Origin of the sequence: Sphingobacterium corticibacterium, assembly GCF_004208525.1 — a bacterium.
Lineage (GTDB): Bacteria > Bacteroidota > Bacteroidia > Sphingobacteriales > Sphingobacteriaceae > Sphingobacterium > Sphingobacterium corticibacterium.
Window position 1 is genome coordinate 228,641 of record NZ_SGIT01000005.1, and the last position, 21,404, is coordinate 250,044.

At 41.0% G+C, this 21,404-nt stretch carries 16 protein-coding genes and 1 rRNA gene; 6 read left to right on the forward strand and 11 right to left on the reverse strand.

What is annotated here, in order from left to right:
* Positions 1 to 6 precede the first annotated feature (6 nt).
* Complete coding sequence (uvrB, locus tag EWE74_RS19485) at positions 7 to 2,049, reverse strand: excinuclease ABC subunit UvrB (protein WP_130143331.1); 2,043 nt, start codon at positions 2,047 to 2,049, stop codon at positions 7 to 9.
* Positions 2,050 to 2,131: 82 nt separating this feature from the next.
* On the opposite strand from uvrB, the gene upp reads away from it, so the two are divergent.
* The 3 genes from upp (at position 2,132) to EWE74_RS19500 (ending at position 3,917) form a co-directional block, all read left to right on the forward strand.
* Positions 2,132 to 2,776 carry a uracil phosphoribosyltransferase gene (upp, locus tag EWE74_RS19490; RefSeq protein ID WP_130143332.1) on the forward strand — a complete coding sequence of 215 codons (645 nt, stop codon included), beginning with the start codon at positions 2,132 to 2,134 and terminating at the stop codon, positions 2,774 to 2,776.
* A gap of 84 nt (positions 2,777 to 2,860) precedes the next feature.
* On the forward strand, positions 2,861 to 3,334 hold the full coding sequence (locus EWE74_RS19495) for a ribonuclease H-like YkuK family protein (protein ID WP_130143333.1): 474 nt from the start codon (positions 2,861 to 2,863) through the stop codon (positions 3,332 to 3,334).
* A 61-nt stretch (positions 3,335 to 3,395) separates the two neighbouring features.
* Entirely contained in the window at positions 3,396 to 3,917 is a 522-nt protein-coding gene (locus EWE74_RS19500) for an AAA family ATPase (RefSeq protein ID WP_130143334.1), read from the forward strand.
* Here EWE74_RS19500 and EWE74_RS19505 read toward each other — a convergent pair.
* Both EWE74_RS19505 and ahcY read right to left on the reverse strand, forming a co-directional pair.
* On the reverse strand, positions 3,906 to 4,283 hold the full coding sequence (locus EWE74_RS19505) for a hypothetical protein (RefSeq protein WP_130143335.1): 378 nt from the start codon (positions 4,281 to 4,283) through the stop codon (positions 3,906 to 3,908). The two genes, EWE74_RS19500 and EWE74_RS19505, sit on opposite strands and share 12 nt — an antisense overlap.
* 150 nt (positions 4,284 to 4,433) lie before the next feature.
* Positions 4,434 to 5,750, reverse strand: coding sequence for an adenosylhomocysteinase (ahcY, locus tag EWE74_RS19510; protein WP_130143336.1), 1,317 nt, complete (start codon positions 5,748 to 5,750; stop codon positions 4,434 to 4,436).
* A gap of 213 nt (positions 5,751 to 5,963) precedes the next feature.
* Between ahcY and EWE74_RS19515 the strand changes: the two genes are divergently transcribed.
* Both EWE74_RS19515 and EWE74_RS19520 read left to right on the forward strand, forming a co-directional pair.
* Complete coding sequence (locus tag EWE74_RS19515; RefSeq protein WP_130143337.1) at positions 5,964 to 6,374, forward strand: BrxA/BrxB family bacilliredoxin; 411 nt, start codon at positions 5,964 to 5,966, stop codon at positions 6,372 to 6,374.
* 99 nt (positions 6,375 to 6,473) lie between these two features.
* Positions 6,474 to 8,120 carry an amidohydrolase gene (locus EWE74_RS19520; RefSeq protein ID WP_130143338.1) on the forward strand — a complete coding sequence of 549 codons (1,647 nt, stop codon included), beginning with the start codon at positions 6,474 to 6,476 and terminating at the stop codon, positions 8,118 to 8,120.
* Positions 8,121 to 8,131: 11 nt separating this feature from the next.
* Here the strand turns inward: EWE74_RS19520 and lipA are convergent, their stop codons facing one another.
* The gene (gene lipA, locus EWE74_RS19525; RefSeq protein WP_130143339.1) at positions 8,132 to 9,013 is read right to left on the reverse strand and encodes a lipoyl synthase; all 882 of its coding nucleotides are present in this window, start codon (positions 9,011 to 9,013) and stop codon (positions 8,132 to 8,134) included.
* A 146-nt stretch (positions 9,014 to 9,159) separates the two neighbouring features.
* Positions 9,160 to 9,684: a hypothetical protein gene (locus tag EWE74_RS19530; RefSeq protein WP_130143340.1), complete on the reverse strand. Its 525-nt coding sequence runs from the start codon at positions 9,682 to 9,684 to the stop codon at positions 9,160 to 9,162.
* A gap of 349 nt (positions 9,685 to 10,033) precedes the next feature.
* Here EWE74_RS19530 and carB point away from each other — a divergent pair, with 349 nt between their 5' ends.
* Positions 10,034 to 12,853 carry a carbamoyl-phosphate synthase large subunit gene (carB, locus tag EWE74_RS19535; protein ID WP_130143341.1) on the forward strand — a complete coding sequence of 940 codons (2,820 nt, stop codon included), beginning with the start codon at positions 10,034 to 10,036 and terminating at the stop codon, positions 12,851 to 12,853.
* A 35-nt stretch (positions 12,854 to 12,888) separates the two neighbouring features.
* Here carB and EWE74_RS19540 read toward each other — a convergent pair whose 3' ends face one another.
* The 6 genes from EWE74_RS19540 to rrf all read right to left on the reverse strand — a co-directional run.
* Positions 12,889 to 13,959: a formylglycine-generating enzyme family protein gene (locus tag EWE74_RS19540; protein ID WP_130143342.1), complete on the reverse strand. Its 1,071-nt coding sequence runs from the start codon at positions 13,957 to 13,959 to the stop codon at positions 12,889 to 12,891.
* Positions 13,960 to 14,043: 84 nt separating this feature from the next.
* Entirely contained in the window at positions 14,044 to 15,459 is a 1,416-nt protein-coding gene (locus tag EWE74_RS19545) for a Gfo/Idh/MocA family protein (RefSeq protein WP_130143357.1), read from the reverse strand.
* A 260-nt stretch (positions 15,460 to 15,719) separates the two neighbouring features.
* On the reverse strand, positions 15,720 to 17,024 hold the full coding sequence (locus EWE74_RS19550) for a TolC family protein (protein ID WP_130143343.1): 1,305 nt from the start codon (positions 17,022 to 17,024) through the stop codon (positions 15,720 to 15,722).
* A gap of 4 nt (positions 17,025 to 17,028) precedes the next feature.
* Positions 17,029 to 20,106: an efflux RND transporter permease subunit gene (locus EWE74_RS19555; protein ID WP_130143344.1), complete on the reverse strand. Its 3,078-nt coding sequence runs from the start codon at positions 20,104 to 20,106 to the stop codon at positions 17,029 to 17,031.
* 12 nt (positions 20,107 to 20,118) lie between these two features.
* Entirely contained in the window at positions 20,119 to 21,177 is a 1,059-nt protein-coding gene (locus EWE74_RS19560) for an efflux RND transporter periplasmic adaptor subunit (protein ID WP_130143345.1), read from the reverse strand.
* 135 nt (positions 21,178 to 21,312) lie between these two features.
* A 5S ribosomal RNA gene (gene rrf, locus EWE74_RS19565) occupies positions 21,313 to 21,404 on the reverse strand; the annotation flags it as partial.

Consider the following 21,404-nt stretch of genomic DNA (forward strand, 5'->3'; position numbering starts at 1 on the left):
AAATCGTTACTTTATTTCTTCTCCAAATCGTTCCTTATATAATTTCTCCATAGCGAACATTTCGTCACGCAGCTTTGCGGCTTCCAGAAAATCCAAATCTTTCGCCGCTCTTTCCATTTTTTTCCGGACGTTTTCGACTGCCTTTTTCATCTCTTTATGACCTAAATATTCCATTACGGGGTCAGCCGCTAGAAGTGTTGCCGGATCAGGCTCTACATAAGCTTTAGCCTCGCCCGGTTTAAAGTCAGCCACAGAAGTCTGCTCTAAAATCTCATCCCGCGTTTTGCCTATTGTTCGTGGCACGATTCCATGTTCCTCGTTATAAGCAATTTGTTTTTCTCGCCGTCGGTTGGTCTCCTCGATAGTCACCCGCATACTCTCCGTCATTTGATCGGCATACATAATAACGCGCCCTTTATCGTTACGAGCCGCCCGACCGATAGTTTGGATCAATGAGCGCTCGGATCGTAGAAATCCTTCTTTATCCGCATCTAAAATAGCCACTAAGGTTACCTCCGGCAGATCCAGTCCTTCACGCAGAAGGTTCACGCCTACTAATACATCAAATTCGCCCAATCGCAGCCCACGCAAGATTTCTACGCGTTCTAATGTCTTTATTTCGGAGTGGATATAACGCACCTTAATATGCAATCGGCTCATATATTTGGTCAATTCTTCCGCCATGCGCTTGGTCAATGTAGTTGCCAACACACGTCCGCCCTCTTTGATTGTCTTATCTACTTCTTCCAGAAAATCATCCACCTGATTAATCGCGGGGTGTACTTCAATAATGGGATCCAACAAACCAGTAGGGCGAATAACCTGCTCTACCACCACACCCTCGGTTTGTTGCAATTCATAATCGCCCGGCGTTGCCGAAACATAAATCGTTTGATTTGTTAACGATTCAAATTCCGGAAAGTTAAGGGGCCGATTATCTAATGCTGCAGGTAATCGAAATCCGTGCTCAACTAATGAAATTTTTCGCGAACGGTCACCACCATACATAGCCCGCAGTTGAGGCAAGGTAACATGACTTTCATCTATCACTAAAAGATAGTCGTCTGGAAAATAATCTAATAGACAGAATGGTCGCATACCTGCTTGGCGTCCATCAAAAAAGCGAGAATAATTCTCAATACCGGAACAGTAGCCCAGTTCCCGCATCATCTCTAAATCGTAATTCACACGCTCTTCTAGGCGTTTAGCTTCCAACAATTTCCCGTCTCCTTCCAACTGCGCCTTACGCTGTTCGAGTTCCTCTTGTATAGCCCAAATAGATTGGGTAAATTTCTCCTTGGGAGTTACAAACAAATTTGCAGGAAATAAGGCGACGTCTTCCATTTTGGAAATTGTTTGTCCCGAAACAGGATCAATTTCGCTTAGCTCGTCAATTTCGTCTCCAAAAAAAGAAATCCGAAAAGCATGGTCCAAATAAGCCGGAAACACGTCCACAACATCCCCTTTCACTCGAAAGGTTCCACGTTTAAAATCACTCGTTGTCCGCGCATAGAGTATTTCGACCAATCGATGCAGAAATGCATTTCTACTGATAGTTACCCCTACCGAAAAACGAAAAATGGAACGTGAAAAATCATCCGGATTCCCCATACCATATATACAAGATACGGAAGACACGACAATGACGTCTCGGCGTCCCGACATTAACGCTGAAGTCGTTGCCAAACGTAGTTTTTCAATCTCTTCGTTTATGGCCAAATCTTTCTCGATATAGGTATTCGAAGACGCTATAAAAGCTTCCGGTTGATAGTAATCGTAATAAGACACAAAATAGTTGACCGAATTTTCAGGAAAAAACTGCTTAAATTCTCCATAAAGCTGCGCAGCCAAGGTTTTATTATGGCTTAAAATAAGTGTCGGACGTTGCGTCTCCTGTATAACATTAGCAATCGTAAATGTTTTTCCCGAACCCGTTACACCTAGTAAAGTCTGATACTGATCCTGCTGCGCTATCCCTAATACTAATTCCTTGATAGCTTGTGGCTGGTCTCCCGTAGGTCTGTATTCTGATGTTAATTTGAATTTCATGAAAGAATCTTCCGTTTATGGAAACATAAAGTTAGGAAAAAGGTACTTAATTTACTAAATTGCTGCTATCAAATATACAGCTATGGTGACAATTCTGACCAAAGAAAATAGCATTGCCAACCACTATTTAGTGGAATTGCGAGATATTAACATTCAACAAGACCGAATGCGCTTTAGACGGAATTTAGAACGTCTGGGAGAAATTATTGCCTACGAGATAAGTAAAACACTGGACTACGAACCTGTAACCGTCCAAACACCATTAGGAATTGCATCTCACCAAATTTTGCAAGAGCAGCCCGTTTTAGCAACTATCATGCGGGCAGGTTTACCTTTCCATCAAGGCATGTTAAATGTGTTTGATCACGCCGATAGTGCTTTTTTTGCCGCGTACAGACATACCAAAAAAAGCGGGGAAATGGAAGTACACAAAAAATACGTCAACACACCTAATCTTGATGAGCGGATCCTCATTATGGCAGATCCCATGCTCGCAACAGGACGAAGTTTGGTACTTTGTTGTAAAGATTTACTCGCCGAATACAACATCAAAGAACTTCATATAGCAGTTGCCATTGCTTCGGAAGAGGGACTTCAGCATGTACGTGCGTTTCTCCCCGAAGCCCACCTTTGGGTAGGCGATGTAGACAATGAAATGACATCCAAGTCCTATATTGTTCCAGGACTAGGCGACGCAGGTGATTTAGCCTATGGGAATAAAGAATAGTTTAATCTTATAACAAAAACATAAAACGCAATTAATACAAAATGAACAACATAACATTATTTTTATTCAAAAATATCATCAACTATGGTTTGGCAAAAATACAATGGCGAAAAGATCCGCACGTCCATCAACGATGCTGTTGAAGACATTATCCAACGAGAAACCCATCTTGGCAATAAACTAAAAGTGTACATAGGTACAGATTCGCAAGTAAAGCGAGGAATAGTTGAATTTGCCACCGTCATTGTCTTCCTACGTGAATATAAAGGTGGTTTCATGTTCATCAACCGCGACAAAATCACCCGTCGGCTACGTATTAAAGAACGTATGCTTACCGAAGTCCAAAAGTCTATCGATGTCGCTTACCAATTATGCCCGCTTCTTGACCAATACCATATCGACCTTGAAGTGCACGCAGACATCAACACTAATCCCAATTTCGAATCTAATATCGCACTAAAAGAAGCGATGGGATATATTATGGGCATGGGATTTCAATTCCGTGCTAAGCCAGAGTCGTTCGCAAGTACAAATTGTGCCAATAAAATGGTACAATAGTCGATTAGATTCTTTAGGCTAGTTTTAGTATAATTGTAAAAACAATTATACATTGGTTGATATGAAGAAAATTGCGATTGTCGGTCCCGAATCCACAGGAAAATCGACAATGGCGCGGCATCTCGCACAGATACTTGGAACAGTATGTGTACCCGAATATGCCCGCTATTATTGCAGAAATCTCAACAGAAAATATACGTTACAGGATGAAGTGAATATGTTTTACGGGCAGGTCGCGCTGGAAGAGGCTTTGATTCCTTTAGCAAAAAATAATGTACTGGTTTGTGATACCACGATGCTAACTGTAAAAATTTGGTGCGACCATCTTTTTGGCGACACTCCCAAAGAAGTGACAAACGAAATCAAAACTAGAAAATACGATTTTTATTTACTTATGGACATCGATCTGCCATGGGAGGATGACCCGTTACGGGATTTTCCCCAGCAACGAGAACATTTCATACGTATTTGGAAACAAGAATTGGAAGCGTTACACGCTTCATATAAAATTATTTCGGGAATAGGTGATGAACGGTTAAAAAATGGTATAAATGCTGTAGATTTTATATCGCTAGCGAAATAGGGCACGATTTATTTTAAGATACTTCTTCATCCCTATAATGTCAAAACTTCTCCTGCGTTTCAGCATATCCTGTAAGGCCTCACCATCTAATACCAGCTGCTTCTCATCAACTGTAATTTTACATTCTTTAAAGTAATCAGGCCTTCCATTTCTTCTAGAAATAATGCGTACAGTATAGTCCGCAGGAATAATGAACTGAATCTTATCATGCTCTAGTAATTGGTAGGGTAACTTTTGGTCTCTGCTATGACGTTCGGCATATTTGTATTCATCATCTAAATCAGCCGTGGTTACATATGTCAAATGCAGTTGAGAAGTATCGGCTATATTCTTGAATGTAGCTTCAAATACGAGATCCTTATCCATTTGGTTTACAATTATTATCGGATACAAAAAAGAACAAGACGCTAAGCATAGCATCAGCATTATAGGAAGCGTGATTTTCCATATTCTCATACACTAAAGATAAAAAATCCTGCCGGTATATCCGACAGGATTTTTTATTCGTTATCTTTCTTAATAACGATATGCTTCGGGTTTATACGGCCCGTCCACCGTGACGCCGATATAAGCAGCTTGGTCTTCGGTTAGGGTGTCCAGTTCTACACCGATATGTGCCAAGTGCAAACGTGCCACTTTTTCATCTAAATGCTTAGGGAGCGTATACACTTTTTTCTCATATTGACCGTTGTTTGTCCACAGCTCAATCTGCGCTAATGTTTGGTTGGTAAATGAATTTGACATCACAAAAGACGGGTGGCCAGTTGCACAACCCAAATTCACCAAACGACCTTCTGCCAATAAGATAATATCTTTCCCATCTACCGTATATTTATCCACTTGCGGTTTTATCTCCACTTTTGTCTCGCCATAATTATTATTTAACCAAGCAACATCAATTTCATTATCAAAGTGTCCGATATTACACACTACTGTCTTATCTTTCATTGCTTTAAAATGGTTCGCGCGAATAATGTCTTTATTACCCGTCGTCGTCACAACAATATTAGCTTCTTTCACCGCATCAGCCATTTTCTTTACTTCATAGCCTTCCATTGCAGCCTGTAACGCACAGATTGGATCAATTTCCGTGACGATAACACGCACACCTGCCGAACGCAATGATTCGGCTGATCCTTTACCCACGTCACCATACCCCGCTACGACTGCGACTTTTCCGGCTAACATCAGATCAGTTGCACGACGAATAGCATCTACTAACGATTCACGACAGCCATATTTATTATCAAATTTCGATTTTGTCACAGAATCGTTTACATTAATTGCCGGCAAATGTAACGTACCTTTTTTATATCGCTCATAAAGACGGTGAACACCGGTAGTTGTCTCTTCCGACAATCCTTTAATTTCGTCAATTAACTCGGGAAATTTATCAAATACCATATTCGTTAAATCTCCACCATCGTCTAAAATCATGTTCAATGGTTTACGTTCTTCTCCGAAAAATAACGTCTGCTCGATACACCAATTAAACTCTTCTTCGGTTAATCCTTTCCATGCATAAACCGGGATGCCAGCGGCGGCAATAGCAGCTGCAGCATGATCCTGCGTCGAAAAGATATTACACGACGACCAACTCACCTCTGCCCCCAATTCCACCAAAGTCTCTATCAATACAGCTGTTTGTATCGTCATGTGTAAACAACCCGCAATCCGAGCACCTTTTAATGGTTTAGAAGATCCGTATTCTTGGCGCAGGCTCATCAAACCGGGCATTTCGGCTTCCGCCAATTCTATTTCTTTTCTTCCCCACTCCGCTAAAGAAATGTCTTTTACTTTGTAAGGAACATACGTTGTTTCAACTGTTGACATATTATTCTAATTTTTTTAAGGAAATACAAAAATAGCTGATACCCAACTCAAATCAAAAAGATAGCCCTAATATTCCCTTAAATCTGACATTATCTTGAGGATAATCTCTTGATTGGCGACGGATAATCCGTTATCTTTGTTAAACGGTAACGAGATGAACGCATGCTAATCTCCTGCCTGTATTTTAACTTTTATTTATAAAGAGAAAGAAAGATGTATCCGGAATATTTAGTAGCTCCTATGCGCCAAGAGTTGGTAGACGCGGGATTTGAGGAATTAAAAACAGTAGAAGAAGTAGATACAGCAATTCCTTCCAAAGGAACTGTATTTGTGGTCGTTAATTCTGTTTGTGGATGTGCTGCAGCAAATGCGCGTCCTGCCGCACGTTATGCAGTAGAAAATGGAAAGAAACCGAGCAAATTGGTTACTGTTTTTGCCGGTATGGAAAAGGATGCCGTGGACAAAGCGCGAGAATATATGCTTCCATACCCCCCTTCTTCACCAGCGATGGCCTTGTTCAAAGATGGTACATTGGTACACATGATCGAAAGACATATGATAGAAGGACGACCTGCACAGATGATTGCAGATAATCTTATTGCTGCTTTCGACGAGTACTGCTAATCATCACATTTTGATTTTTGAATAAAAAAGGCTCTCCTGTGTTCTATTGGAGAGCTTTTTTATTTTGCAACATATTTTATAAAAACCACAAGTTGTTCCATGAAGCTGTTTTACGCCATCTTATTGCTTTCTTTACCGTTCTTTATGGTTCGCTGTACAACCAATAAAGAGGTTGATCTTATCGTATATAACGCAAAAGTATACACGGTAGATTCTGTATTTTCTCAAAAAGAAGCATTTGCAATAAAAGGAGGAATATTTGTGGATATAGGTACTTCGGCAGAAATCCGGGGAAAATACGTCGCAAAAGAAGTTATCGACGCCGAGGGGAAAGCTATATATCCTGGCTTTTATGATGCCCACGCTCACTTTTTAATGTTGGCAGATATGTTGGGACAGGTTAACCTTAGTGGTGCAAAATCCTATGATGAAATCATCTCTAAACTCATCACTTATCAACAAGAAAATCCAGATAAACGCTGGATTATTGGAAGTGGATGGGATCAGAATTTATGGGAAGAAAAAAGTTTCCCAACGAAAGACAGTCTAGACAAATATTTCCCCGAAACACCAGTTTTCCTTTCACGCGTCGATTATCATACAGTGCTAGTAAACAGCCAAGCGTTGCATCTAGCACAATTAGATACCACCCGCCCGGTACCGGGAGGCCTAATGGCCGTCGACAGCTTAGGCAACTTAACGGGCATATTAATAGACAACGCTATGGAACTGGTTTCCCGTCATATCCCAGTACTAGAAGAGCACCATTTATTATGGGGGCTACGTAAAGCACAAGATTCCTTGTTTTCTGTCGGACTAACGTCTATCGTGGATGCGGGGCTTTCTTTGGAAGAGTTGGAACACCTGAAGAAATTCTATCAGCAGGACTCCTTAAAAATAAGAAACTATGCGATGATTGGAGGGAGTGCCCGCGATATTGAGCGGTATACTCGGGAGGGGATTTATGAATCCGAACGTTTAACTATTCGTTCTGTGAAGCTAATGGCTGATGGCGCATTGGGCTCCCGTGGTGCCTGCCTACTTGAACCTTATAGCGACGATTCCCTTTCACAAGGATTTCTTTTGCAAAGTCCAAAAGAACTGGATGATATGATCAGAAGAATCGCCAGAACACCTTTCCAGATCAGCACACATGCTATCGGAGACTCTGCAAACAGACTAATATTAGATACCTATGGTAAATATTTAAAAAACGGCGAAAAGAAAAGATGGCGAATCGAGCATGCACAGGTAGTATCTCCTGCTGATTTCTCAAAATTTGCCCAATTTCATATTATTCCTTCAGTCCAACCTACTCATGCAACTTCCGACATGTATTGGGCTGAAAGCCGTTTGGGCACGGACAGGATAAAAGGTGCTTATGCTTATAATACATTGTTGGATCAGTACGGAAAACTGGCTTTGGGAAGTGATTTTCCTGTGGAGCATTTCAATCCGCTATATGGTTTTCATGCCGCTGTAGCCCGTGTCGATAAAAATGGATTTCCAGTTGGCGGCTTTCAAATTGAAAACGCCATAACAAGAGAACAAGCGTTGCGGGGGATGACCATATGGGCAGCTTTCTCCTGCTTTCAAGAAAAGAAACGCGGTAGCATTGAACGTGGAAAAGATGCCGATTTCGTTATATTGGACGAGGACATCATGACAGCTCCCGATAATCAGTTACGTGATATCAAAACGTTACGCACCGTAATTGCAGGAGAAACTGTCTTTTTACGTCAATGATTACTATACAGTTACTGCATATCAAATAAATGTTTTTCAGCGTGATAGGAAGAACGCACCAAAGGTCCCGACTCAACATATTTGAAACCCATATCTAAACCGATCTGTTTATATTTTTCAAATTGAGCAGGTGTAATCCATTCCACTACAGGGTGATGGGCTTTTGTCGGTTGCAGATATTGACCCACCGTGAGAATATGCACCCCTACGTTGTATAAATCTTGCATCGCTTCGATAACATCTTCCTCTGTCTCTCCAAAACCAAGCATAATACCGGATTTCGTCCGTAAACCTGCTTCGGAAATACGACGTAAACACTCCAACGAACGATCATATTTTGCTTGGATACGTACTTCACGTGTTAATCTTCTTACTGTTTCCAAGTTATGCGAAACAACCTCCGGACGCACTGCCAACACGCGATCCAGATTATCCCACTGTCCCTTAAAATCAGGAATCAACGTCTCTAAAGTCGTTTCAGGACTTTCCCGACGAATGGCATTAACCGTTTCTGCCCATATCGTAGAGCCTCCGTCCTTTAAATCGTCACGATCCACCGATGTAATCACACAATGTTTTACCTGCATCAGCTTTACTGACGTTGCCACACGCTTCGGTTCGTCCATATCTACAGCCAAAGGACGACCTGTTGCCACCGCACAAAACGAACAAGAACGCGTACAAATGTTACCCAATATCATAAAGGTAGCTGTACCTGCACCCCAACATTCCCCCATATTCGGACAATTTCCACTTTCACATATGGTGTGTAATTTGTGTTCATCCACAAGGCTTCGTACATGACGGTATTCTTTACCCACAGGTAACTTCACACGCAACCAATCTGGTTTACGTTGTGTTTCAGCCGCTGAAATTACAGGTAGTTCAATCATGTCACAAAGTTACACATTATTCTCCTAAAAAAGAGGTAGGTGGATTGTCAGGGTTATTCCATTTTGAATATAAAGGGATCGTAAATATAAAAAAAGAGATCCATGAAGGATCTCTTTTCCTGAGCTATTGATATTGTTATCTTTTCTTAGAATGTATAACGAGCCGTTAAACCTCCGTTGAAATAGAACCCACTATAATAATCATAACCATTTACGATATGAAAAGTAGGGCGAACATCCGCCGAAAAAGCAAATGGCGCATTTTTCAATTTATAATCTACACCGCCCGTAGGGAAAATACCTGCATTAAAACCTCCGTCAATATCATAATCACCGCTAACAAAGGTATTAGACAAAACAGCACCACCGCCTACAAACCACTTAAATCCTTCCACATTCGGAATCGGGAAATGGTGTTGATAAGCTCCTGATAAGGATACATTCGTCCATTTCAACTGGTTACCAAAATAGCGATCTCCACTTTTATCGGTTCTAAATCCTAAGTCAAATTCCAGAGCACCAGGTCCGTTATTTAAGAACGTTTTGAAAGCCGCAGAAACCAAATCATAATCTCCACTACCAAAACGGATACCGATTGAATTTTTGTAATCTTGCGCAAAAGCACCAGCAGCAAATAATACTGCAACAAAAGCTAACGTAATTTTCCTCATAATCTTTTTTAATTTATTAAATACTAATTCTTTTTATTGACTGCCAATATCAAAAACTGTTCCATTAATATCTTTCAATAGAGATCTATCGTTATTAATGGATAAAATGCAGCTAGAAAACTACAGCGTCAAAAAAAATACTGGTAAACAGGTATTTTAAAATAGGGTCACTCCATATTCATCATGTATCAAAAGAAAAACATTAGTTTTAAAAAAAACATATTTTTATCAAAAAAAATGTAACTTTGCACTCCGACAAAGCAGTCGGAATACTCTCCTCTAAAAGGCATTTTTCGTTGCTTTTGTCTACACAACAAATTGATAATTAATTTTTTGAACAAGAGAAATAATGCCTAGAAACACCTCCATCAACTCCGTTTTAATTATTGGTTCAGGTCCTATCGTTATCGGTCAAGCCTGCGAATTTGATTATTCTGGATCACAAGCTGCTCTTTCTTTAAAGGAAGAGGGTATCGAAGTGTCCATTATCAATTCTAATCCTGCAACAATCATGACTGACAAGGTTATTGCAGATCATGTTTACTTGTTACCACTTACTTGTGAGAGCATCGAAAAGATTCTTCAAGAACAAAAAATTGATGCTGTACTCCCTACCATGGGTGGGCAAACAGCTTTAAACCTTTGTATAGAAGCCTCCAATATTGGTCTATGGGAAAAGTACAACGTGAAAGTCATCGGAGTTGATGTAGCTGCAATTGAAAAAACGGAAAACCGCGAGGAGTTTCGTCAATTGATGGTGGATATCGGTGTAGGCGTTGCAAAGTCTAAAATTGCCAACTCTTTCTTGGAAGGAAAAGAAGCTGCACAGGAAATAGGTTATCCACTGGTTATCCGCCCATCTTATACATTAGCGGGTACAGGAGGTGGATTTGTTCACAGAAAAGAAGAATTTGATGCTGCTCTAAACAGAGGTTTGCACGCCTCTCCTACGCACGAGGTATTAGTAGAACAGGCTGTATTAGGATGGAAAGAATTTGAGCTAGAGTTATTACGTGATAGTAACGACAATGTTATCATTATTTGTACCATTGAAAACTTTGACCCGATGGGTATCCACACCGGCGACTCTATTACGGTGGCTCCTGGTATGACATTAAGCGACAAATGTTACCAAGATATGCGTAATCATGCCATCCGCATGATGCGTTCCATCGGTACCTTTGCCGGAGGATGTAACGTTCAGTTTTCGGTAAACCCTGAAAATGAAGACATTATTGCTATCGAAATTAATCCCCGTGTATCACGATCTTCGGCATTAGCGTCAAAAGCGACAGGTTATCCAATCGCAAAAATTGCTGCTAAACTTGCTATTGGATATAATCTGGATGAACTACAGAATCAAATTACAAAGACGACATCAGCTTACTTTGAACCTACATTAGATTATGTTATCGTTAAGATTCCACGTTTTAACTTTGACAAGTTTAAAGGAGCCAATAAAGAGCTAGGTTTACAAATGAAAGCTGTAGGTGAGGTCATGGCAATTGGGCGCACTTTTATAGAAGCGCTACAAAAAGCATGTCAATCGCTGGAGACAAATCGCGGAGGATTGGGAGCTGACGGGCGTCAACTACGCAACCTGGAAGAAATTATGGACAGCTTGGAACATCCGAGTTCCGACCGCGTATTCCATATCAAAGATGCCTTCGAGCTTGGGGTGCCGCTAGAATCCATTCGCAAAGCAACGCGTATTGATAAATGGTTTTTAGTACAAATTCAAGAATTGGTACAACTGGAAACAGAATTACGTAGATATCAGTTGAATAATATCCCACGAGATTTCTTACTTACATTAAAACAGAAAGGTTATTCTGACCTGCAAATCTCTTGGTTGCTGGGTAACGTGAGTGAAGATGACGTGTATGCACGCCGAAAAGAGTTAGGCATTAACCGTGTTTACAAAATGGTAGATACTTGTGCGGCAGAATTCCCAGCACATACACCTTATTATTATTCTACTTTCGAGGACGAAAATGAGTCTATAGTTTCCGACAAAAAGAAAATCATCGTATTAGGATCTGGTCCAAACCGTATCGGCCAGGGAATCGAATTCGACTATTCTTGTGTTCACGGACTAATTGCGGCTAAAGAGGCGGGTTATGAATCTATCATGGTAAACTGTAACCCGGAAACGGTGTCTACAGACTTTAACATGGCGGATAAACTATATTTCGAACCGGTATTCTGGGAACATGTGCGTGAAATCATTGAATTAGAAAAACCAGAAGGTGTCATTGTACAATTAGGCGGACAAACGGCATTAAAAATGGCGGAGCGCTTACAGGCACTCGGCGTGAAAATTATCGGCACATCCTTTGACGACATGGACTTGGCAGAAGATCGCGGCCGTTTCTCAGACCTTTTGAAAGAATTAAACATTCCTTATCCTAAATATGGAGTTGCTACATCCGCGGAAGAGGCCCTAAAGGTGGCTAACGAGGTTGGATACCCCGTATTGGTACGTCCTTCTTATGTTTTGGGCGGACAAGGAATGAGTATCGTCATCAATGATGAGGATTTGGAAAAAGCGGTAGTTAATCTATTGAAAAACCTACCTGGGAATCAAATCTTAATCGACCATTTCCTCGACCGTGCCGAAGAGGCAGAGTCGGACTCTATCTGTGATGGTGAAGACGTTCACATCATCGGTATGATGGAACACATCGAACCAGCTGGTATTCACTCAGGAGACTCTTCTGCTGTACTTCCGCCATTCAGCCTTTCCGAAAATGTACAACAGAAAATGGAGGAATACTCTATTCGCTTAGCGAAAGCATTAAAGGTACGAGGTCTGTTAAATATTCAGTTTGCAGTGAAAGGTGAAGATGTATATGTTATTGAAGCCAATCCACGTGCATCTCGTACTGTTCCTTTTATCGCAAAAGCTTATGATGTACCTTATATCAACATCGCCACAAAGGTTATGTTAGGCGTTAATAAGTTGAAAGATTTTCAAATCGAACGCAAATTGAAAGGGTTTGCCATTAAAGAGCCTGTGTTCTCATTCAGTAAATTCCCAGAAGTTGATAAGCAGCTAGGGCCTGAAATGAAATCTACAGGAGAGGCTATCCGTTTTATTAAAGATTTGCAAGATCCTTATTTTAGGGAACTATACAATAAAAAGTCAATGTTCTTGAATGCGCAATAAAAAAATAAACCCGTCTTAAAGACGGGTTTATTTTTTTATATATCTTTCACACAACGGAAGCCGACATTATTTGTTGGACTATTTATTTCGCCTTTTCCGCGACTACCTGCTTTATAACGTTCGCAATATTGATCGTTACATAGAAATGAGCCCCCGCGTTGTACACGTTTCACTAAACCCGGTTCTTGTGGATCATAAGAGTCCGTCGGTCCCTTTGGATTTGCTTTTGGGCTATTTACATAATAATCTGGTCGATAAAAATCAGCGCACCATTCCCAAACGTTACCTTCCATATCGTACAGACCATACGCATTTGGCGGAAAAGATTTTACCGGAGCCGTTGTTTCATAGCCGTCTTCTTTCGTGTTATGTGTAGGAAAGTCTCCTTGATATATATTGGCTAACCATTTTCCATCTTCCTTTTTTTCACTCCCCCAATAATACGTTTCATCTTGATGTTTTCCGGCTTTAGCCGCGTACTCCCATTCCGCTTCCGTAGGAAGACGTTTGCCGACCCATTTGGCATAAGCTTCAGCATCTTGATACGCCAATTGTGTAACTGGATGGCTTCCCTTATCCTCTATCGAACTCTTTGGCCCCTCCGGGTGTCTCCAATTTGCTCCAGGAATATATTGCCACCATTGCATATAATTATTTAACCCCTGTACTTCCCGTGGTACAGCGAAAACAGCCGATCCAGGAACTAGCATAGCAGGGTCTACGCCTGGGAATTCTCTTGGATCCAACGGTTGTTCAGCTACTGTCACATATCCCGTCGCCTCAACAAAAGTTTTAAATTGTGCATTAGTAACTTCATGTTCGTCCATATAAAAAGAAGAAACTTTCACCTCATGTATCGGCTGCGCATCATCAAAATTAGACGATCCCATCTGAAATGTACCACCCTCAATCCGTACCATTCGCATATTATCTTTTCCCTGTGCATAAGAAAAAGAATCTATCTTTTGCACAAAACGCGATGGAATGGCGCCCATATGACACAGTGCTACAGAATCTCCTACAGTGTCGTTGTGTCCTGTCTTAGTTTCCGACTGGCAGGCCATCATACATATAAGAGCGGCTAATAAAATGAATCTTGAAAACATAGGCTCTAATATACAGATAATCAGCTTAAAAATAAAAGATGCCCAATAATAGAACGGGCATCTTAACATATATCCATATTTTACTTATTCCACATGCAGTTGATTGTTCTGGCTTTTGGCTACTTTCGGACGAATTCCAGTATTCCCACCACCTTGTAAACTTAAATTGTGAGGTTGATTCGTCCTCCATGCCCCTTTCGTAAAATCGGGGATATTCACGGTCTTACTATTTTTAGCTACCGACTCACAGCTCAAAGGTACAATAACACTCCACGATGCTCCTTCATACACGGGCTGTTCGATTGGCAATCCATTCCGTAAGCAATCAATCAAGCGCCAATCCATCATAAAGTCCATTCCTCCATGTCCCCCGACTAGCTTTGCCTGTTCACCAATAAATTTCACCAATTCAGGTGTATATCTTTCTTTAAGATCCTTTAGTTCCTCCTCTTTCATAAAGCTGTGTCCGAAAGCAATTCCCTCTTTCGGATACTTCTGTGCGAACCCCTTCGTACCGCTCAACAAATGAAGGCGGGAATAAGGCCGCGGCGAAGTAACATCGTGCTGAATCATTAGTGTTTTACCTTTCTCCGTTTTAATGAGCGTGGTATCCATATTACCACGGTATTTCTTATCCACAAACTCTTGAAAAAAGGAATCTTCCGCAGCCAACTCACGAGCCCTATCTCCCATCTGGAAATCAGCGGTCTGCATAGCGACTAAGTGCGTCATCCGGTCTCCACTATTGATATTCATACATTGCGCAATTGGGCCGATTCCATGTGTTGGGTACAGATTGCCATTCATCTTGATATTCTCCCGTAAACGCCACATCTGATCGTAGCCCTTTTTGCTGAAATTTAGTTCTAATAAATCGTGAATATAAGCTCCTTCGGCATGCACCAGTTCACCAAACATTCCTTGACGAGCCATATTTAATGTCAACATTTCGAAAAAATCATAGCAGCAATTTTCTAACATCATGCAGTGTCTTTTCGTCTGTTCGGAAACTTTAACTACCTCCCAACACTCCTTCACCGTTAAACCAATAGGTACTTCACATGCAGCATGAGCGCCAGCTTTCATCGTAGCGATACACATTGGTGCATGATATTCCCATGGGGTACAAATATACACCAAGTCAACTTCCTCCTCTTTCAATAATCGAACCCAACCTTCATCACCGGAATAAGATTTCGCTTCTTTCAAGCCTTTGCTGGTCAATATTTTTTGTGCTTTTGTCACTCTATCTGCTTGACGATCACATAATGCGACAATTTCTGTTCCCTCAATGTAAGACAAACGATCCACCGCTCCCGGACCACGCATTCCTAAACCAATAACCGCAATACGCACCGTAGCTATCTTCGGTGCAGCATATCCCCACATATTGAAACTTGGAACAGCAACGAAAGTCCCGCTATTTAACGTCGGCAATGTAATTGCTGCAGTAGACAAGAATGACGCTTTCTTTAAAAAATCTCTTCGATTAGTATCCATATACATTGATAAATTTCTTTTTTACATTAAAGGGGACAACAATTGCGCCCCCTCTAAAATCACCTATTTTAAAACAAACTAACAGTCTATTACGCATAACCTTTAATATCGTGAGATAGCATACAAATGGTTATCAAAAAAGGGTTTGTCAGACCTTTTATAACACAAGTATAATAGTATTCCGAACTAAAAAAAAGTGAAAACGCAAAGCAAACGTTTGCTTAATTTTTATCTGTGTATAATTCGTTCTTTTGTATAGTTTAAAAGTCTATCTGTCCAACGAGCTCTTTTAGTTGTATTTCGGATAATTTAGCTTGTAGCTGAGCGGCATTAAATCGGGAGATCGCATTGATAAAATTTTCTTGAGCGTCCCTGAATTCTACGGCACTAATGGAACCAATGGTATATTTTGCCAGTGTAATATCAAGATTTTGACGGGCAATATCTTCATTCTTCTCCTCCAGCTTAACCAGTTCTATATTCGTCAAATAAGTTTCGTAAGCCGTTTTCAAACCGGTCTGTACAGCTAATCGTTGTTGTTCAATTTGTAACGCAGCATTATCGATCTGAATTTTCGCAATACGTTCGTTACGACGTTGATTCAATCCGTCGAAGATATTTACAGTGGCCGTGAGGCCGTATGTTAATCCTCTGGCATTGGATTGTGCAACAAACCCTAAGCTCGATTCCGTTCGAGAGAAGTTATATCCACCATTTAAACGCACTGTCGGATAACGGCCAGATTTGATATCCTTCAAATCCAATTCTGCAAGTTTTTTATGGAGGATAATATTCTGTAAATCGGGATTAAACTGATCGGCTCTTTCCAGTAAATCACCATATACCAAACTCTCATCGATACCTACATTCGTATCGATGATAAAGTCCACATCCAAGTCTCTAGCCAGAATACCATTCAACATCGTCTTTAAATTCTTCACCGTTTCTACTTGTCGAAGTCGCGCCGAAATATCCTCATTTAAATTAACCTGTACGTTCAGCACTTCTAATTTCGCCGCTTTACCAATAGAAAACCTATTTTCCGCCGTACGAAGTCGTTCTTTGGAAATAAGAATACTAGAATCTAATGCCGACAACAGGTTTTGTTGTTCCACGATGGTATAATACACCGTAATAACATCCCCCACAGTAGCAAGAATAGTTCTCTTCAATTGCAGGTCGCCTTGTTTTTCTAATTCCTGCAACTTTTCATAGCGGGCAAACATACCAAAACCATCAAAAATCGTCCACCCAATATTTATGCCATAGGTTAGGTTATTATTTCGAGCGTTATTCAACGAACGCTCAACGCCGCTATTCTGAAGTTGAGTCGCATTTTGTATACTGTTATTCTGTGTAAGATCTGCTGTTGCATTAGGAAGCATTCCTGCGTTGCCATAGGTTTTATTTTCTTTGGCTGCGAGCAACTCATTTTGAGATAATCGTATATCATAATTGTTTTCCAATGCAATTTCTACCGCATGCCGAACGCTCAACAATTCTTGTCCAATTGCCATGGTGAAGATACCCATGCTTACATACAGCAAAATCAATATTCTCTTCATAAGCCTATCCTTCGATATTATCAAACTCTGGTCGTTTTTTTCTAGACCTCGACATCATTAAATAAAAAGCAGGAATAACATATAAGGTTAAAATCAACGAAAACATCGTTCCTCCAACAATCACCACTCCCATGCCTATGCGACTAGTAGAGGCCGCGCCAAGCGAAAGCGCAATAGGCAGAGCACCCAATGCAATCGCTAGCGATGTCATCAGTATAGGGCGTAAACGCGCTTCCGAGGCCTTGACTACAGCTTGGTATTTTTCGTAGCCTTGATCGCGTAGCTGGTTAGCAAATTCCACAATCAATATACCATTTTTTGTCACTAAACCAATTAACATAATCGTTCCGATCTGACTAAAAATATTCCAACTTTGTCCAAATAACCATAATGAAAATAAGGCACCACCAACGGCCATAGGTACTGTCAATAAGATTATAATCGGATCTATAAAACTTTCAAACTGGGCCGCAAGGATAAGGAAAATAAGCAAGACGGCTAATCCAAAGGCAAACATCGTATTCGAACTACTTTCCACAAAATCTCGAGCTTCCCCCCCTAAATCGGTTGTAAAAGTAGCATCCAATACACGTTCCTTAATGTCGTCCATAACAGCGATACCATCTCCCATACTATAGCCCGGAGCCAAACCAGCCGATACAGTAGCCGACATATATCGATTATTATGATACAACTGAGGTGGACTGCTTCGCTCTTCTATTTCCACAATGTTATCCAATTGAACAAGGAGACCATCGTTATTTTTCACATAGACAGCAGCCAGATCCATCGGAGTTGCTCTATCCTTCCTATCAAACTGCCCCATCACTTGATATTGCTTCCCATTCATCATAAAATACCCGAAACGTTGCCCTGACAAAGACATCTGTAAGGTCTGGGCGACGTCCAATACCGAAACGCCCATCGATTGTGCCCGATCCCGATCGATAGTTACATACACTTCTGGCTTATTAAACTTCAAGTTAACATCCACCACAGAAAATGTCCTATTTCTCGACAATTCTTCCATGAATTCTGGGATCTTCTCTTCCAATTTTTCGAAGTTCGGTGCTTGAATAATATATTGAATCGGTAATCCACCACGCCTATTAACAGATATAGTGGGTTCTTGCGATACGGCGACTCTTGCTTCCGAATACGATCGGGTCATTCGAGAAAGGTCGGCCGCAATTTCCTGTTGTGTCCGCGTACGCTCCTCCGGTTGTACCAATCCCAGCCTAACAAAACCACTGTTAGCCGACGCTGTGCCAAATCCGGGAGAGGTAACCACTAGACTTACTTTTTTTTCCGGAACAGAATCATTTATAAGCGTAGTTAGCTCCGTCATAAAACGGTCCATGTAATCATAAGATACCCCTTCGGGTGCCGTTGCGCTTAATCTAATATAACTTCTATCGTCGTACGGAGCTGTTTCTTTTGGGAGCACCGAATAAAAGAAATAAATGAGACCAAAGCATCCAGCAATAACGACAAAACTCAACCATTTCATCTTTAAGAATCCCTTCAAGGAATGCTCATATTCCTTGTTCATGATCAAAAAATAACGCTCTGTTTTGTCGTAGAACTTTGATTTACGTTGTTCTCCACCTTTCATCAGGTATGCGTTAAGCATAGGTGTCAATGATAAGGATACAAAAGCTGAAATTAAAACGGCAGCGCCAATAACGACTCCAAATTCTCTAAATAAGCGGCCTACAAATCCTTCCAGAAAGATAACCGGTAAAAATACCGCGGCTAACGTAATGGAAATAGAAATAACGGCAAAGAAAATCTCATTGGAACCTTTTATAGCAGCTTCAATAGGTGACATACCTTCTTCCACCTTCTTAAATATATTTTCCGTTACAACGATACCATCATCCACCACCAATCCTGTAGCCAATACAATTGCTAGCAAGGTCAGTACATTGATGGAAAAACCGCAAAGGTACATGATAAAGAAAGTCGCAATTAAAGACACTGGAATATCGATCAATGGACGGAACGCTATTGACCAATCTCGGAAGAAAACATAGATAATCAACACCACCAGTACGATCGCAATAACTAAAGTCTCGACCACCTCAAAAACCGACTTTCGGACAAACTGAGTATTATCCATCGCAATATTCAATTCAAAGCCCGGTGGTAAATCTTCTTCCAGCTTGTCATACTCTTCGTAAAACTGTTCAGCGATCTCAATATAATTTGTTCCTGGTTGAGGAATAATCGCCAAGGCGACCATGGGGTATCCCGAGTCGGACATTTTGGTTTCGAAATTTTCCGCCTCCAGCGCCGCATTTCCTACATCAGCCATCCGCACTACCCGATTTTCCGCTGCTCGAATGATAATATTATTAAACTCTTCCTCTGTGGCTAAATTCCCCAATGTCTTGACTGCTAGCTCCGTATTTGCACCGGTCAATACACCTGACGGTAACTCCACATTTTGATTATTTAAAGCCGTCCGAACATCAAGCACTGTTAACCCGTAAGATGCTAAACGTACCGGATCTATCCATAATCGCATCGCGTATTTACGTTGGCCCCAAATACGTACCGAACTCACACCCGGTATAGTTTGTAGCCGTTGTGCGATCACATTATCTGCAAAATCTGACAATTCCAGCACATTTCTTGTTGTACTTTGAACTGTCATGGTAATAATCGGTTCCGAGTCGGCATCTGCTTTGGAAACGACAGGAGGAGCATCAATATCTTGTGGTAAACTTCGCATGGCTTGCGACACTTTATCACGTACATCATTTGCCGCCGCTTCCAGATCCTTATCCAGGTTGAATTCGATCGTGATATTACTGGCTCCCTGACTACTGGATGATGAAATGTTACGGATACCATCAATCGAATTAATAGATTTTTCCAGTGGTTCTGTAATTTGGGACTCTATAATATCCGCGTTTGCCCCCGCATAGTTTGTTCGAACAGAAATTTGAGCCGGATCGATGGAGGGATATTCTCGTACTCCCAAAAAAGTATATCCAATAATCCCAAAAAGGATTAATAGCAAATTCATAACAATAGCGAGAACGGGACGCTTAATACTTAATGTAGATAAACTCATTACAATCCTCTTTTAACGCAACGTTACATTTACAGGGTTGCCATCTCGTAATGACATCACCCCTGAAGTCAATACCGTATCCCCTTCATTTGCACCTTTAACAATCAACACATCAGCGTCGGTACGCGCACCGGTTTCTACCAAAATTTCTTTTGCTAAACCGTCTTTCTTTATGAAAATTTTCTTCCCATTCTGAATAGGAATTAACGCTTCTGCAGGTATCAACAAGCCATTTTCTATTGTCTCTAACGGAAAAATAACATTTGCAAATGTACCCGGAATAAGCCGGCTATTGCTATTATCAGCCACTGCCCTAACACGCAACGTTCTGGTTGCTGTTTCAACCAGAGGTTCCACAGCATATATCTTTGCACTAAATTCTTCGTTCGTACCCTGCACGGTAAATCGAACCGAAGAACCAATTTTTACTTTGGTTGCATAGCGTTCCGGAATCGAAAATTCCAATTTTACTTTACTGACGTCCACAAGTTGTGCAATATCGGTAGTAGGTGTAATATAACTTCCTTTAGAAATATTCCGAAGACCTATTGTTCCTGAAAAGGGCGCACGAATAGCCGTTTTGATTAATTGTGCTTCTATAAGCTGTATTTGCGCTTCGGCAGTCCTATAATCAGCACTGGCAATATCATATTCTTCTTGACTAATCGCTTCTTTTTGCAGAAGAAGTTTCGCTCTCCGTTCATTCTCTGCCGCCAAGCTATTTCTTGTTTTAGCTTGTGTCAACTGTGCTCTCAATTCTGCGTCATTTATCTTGATCAGCATCTGTCCGTTAGACACATTCCCTCCTTCGGAAAAATTTAATTCTTCCACAATTCCCGAAATTTCCGAACGCAAATTGATGACTTCATTAGGTTCTATGGAACCAGAGAGCGATAAAAAATCGGAAAAGGGCTTTCCCGAAATGACTATACCATATACTTTTGATTCCGCTCGCTGCCGTTCCGTCACATTTTCGGCAGCCTTCTCCCTATTCACCATCAAGCGATAGGCTACCAACCCCACTATTATCAATAAAATAATAACAAAAACCGTTGCAAATCTCTTACTCATAACTATCTTGAAACTTCATACAAAGGAGATACATTAACGCAAGATACCGCTATTTCACCGGATTAACTTGTAAAAATCTTATTATAAAGGAACGAAAAAAGCCCCTGCAGTTATACTGCAGGGGCCCTGTATAAGGTTCGGCACCGACCTACTCTCCCACCTTTTACGGCAGTACCATCGGCTCTGGCGGGCTTGACTGCTCTGTTCGGAATGGGAAGAGGTAGACA

Excerpts from the sequence above, each read along its gene's own strand:
- EWE74_RS19545 (WP_130143357.1), bottom strand. The coding sequence starts at position 15,459 with ATGGATACTAATCGAAGAGATTTTTTAAAGAAAGCGTCATTCTTGTCT.
- upp (WP_130143332.1), top strand. The coding sequence starts at position 2,132 with ATGGTGACAATTCTGACCAAAGAAAATAGCATTGCCAACCACTATTTA.
- lipA (WP_130143339.1), bottom strand. The coding sequence starts at position 9,013 with ATGATTGAACTACCTGTAATTTCAGCGGCTGAAACACAACGTAAACCA.
- EWE74_RS19500 (WP_130143334.1), top strand. The coding sequence starts at position 3,396 with ATGAAGAAAATTGCGATTGTCGGTCCCGAATCCACAGGAAAATCGACA.
- EWE74_RS19515 (WP_130143337.1), top strand. The coding sequence starts at position 5,964 with ATGTATCCGGAATATTTAGTAGCTCCTATGCGCCAAGAGTTGGTAGAC.
- EWE74_RS19540 (WP_130143342.1), bottom strand. The coding sequence starts at position 13,959 with ATGTTTTCAAGATTCATTTTATTAGCCGCTCTTATATGTATGATGGCC.
- EWE74_RS19555 (WP_130143344.1), bottom strand. The coding sequence starts at position 20,106 with ATGAGTTTATCTACATTAAGTATTAAGCGTCCCGTTCTCGCTATTGTT.
- EWE74_RS19520 (WP_130143338.1), top strand. The coding sequence starts at position 6,474 with ATGAAGCTGTTTTACGCCATCTTATTGCTTTCTTTACCGTTCTTTATG.
- uvrB (WP_130143331.1), bottom strand. The coding sequence starts at position 2,049 with ATGAAATTCAAATTAACATCAGAATACAGACCTACGGGAGACCAGCCA.
- ahcY (WP_130143336.1), bottom strand. The coding sequence starts at position 5,750 with ATGTCAACAGTTGAAACAACGTATGTTCCTTACAAAGTAAAAGACATT.
- carB (WP_130143341.1), top strand. The coding sequence starts at position 10,034 with ATGCCTAGAAACACCTCCATCAACTCCGTTTTAATTATTGGTTCAGGT.
- EWE74_RS19550 (WP_130143343.1), bottom strand. The coding sequence starts at position 17,024 with ATGAAGAGAATATTGATTTTGCTGTATGTAAGCATGGGTATCTTCACC.
- EWE74_RS19505 (WP_130143335.1), bottom strand. The coding sequence starts at position 4,283 with ATGGATAAGGATCTCGTATTTGAAGCTACATTCAAGAATATAGCCGAT.
- EWE74_RS19530 (WP_130143340.1), bottom strand. The coding sequence starts at position 9,684 with ATGAGGAAAATTACGTTAGCTTTTGTTGCAGTATTATTTGCTGCTGGT.
- EWE74_RS19560 (WP_130143345.1), bottom strand. The coding sequence starts at position 21,177 with ATGAGTAAGAGATTTGCAACGGTTTTTGTTATTATTTTATTGATAATA.
- EWE74_RS19495 (WP_130143333.1), top strand. The coding sequence starts at position 2,861 with ATGGTTTGGCAAAAATACAATGGCGAAAAGATCCGCACGTCCATCAAC.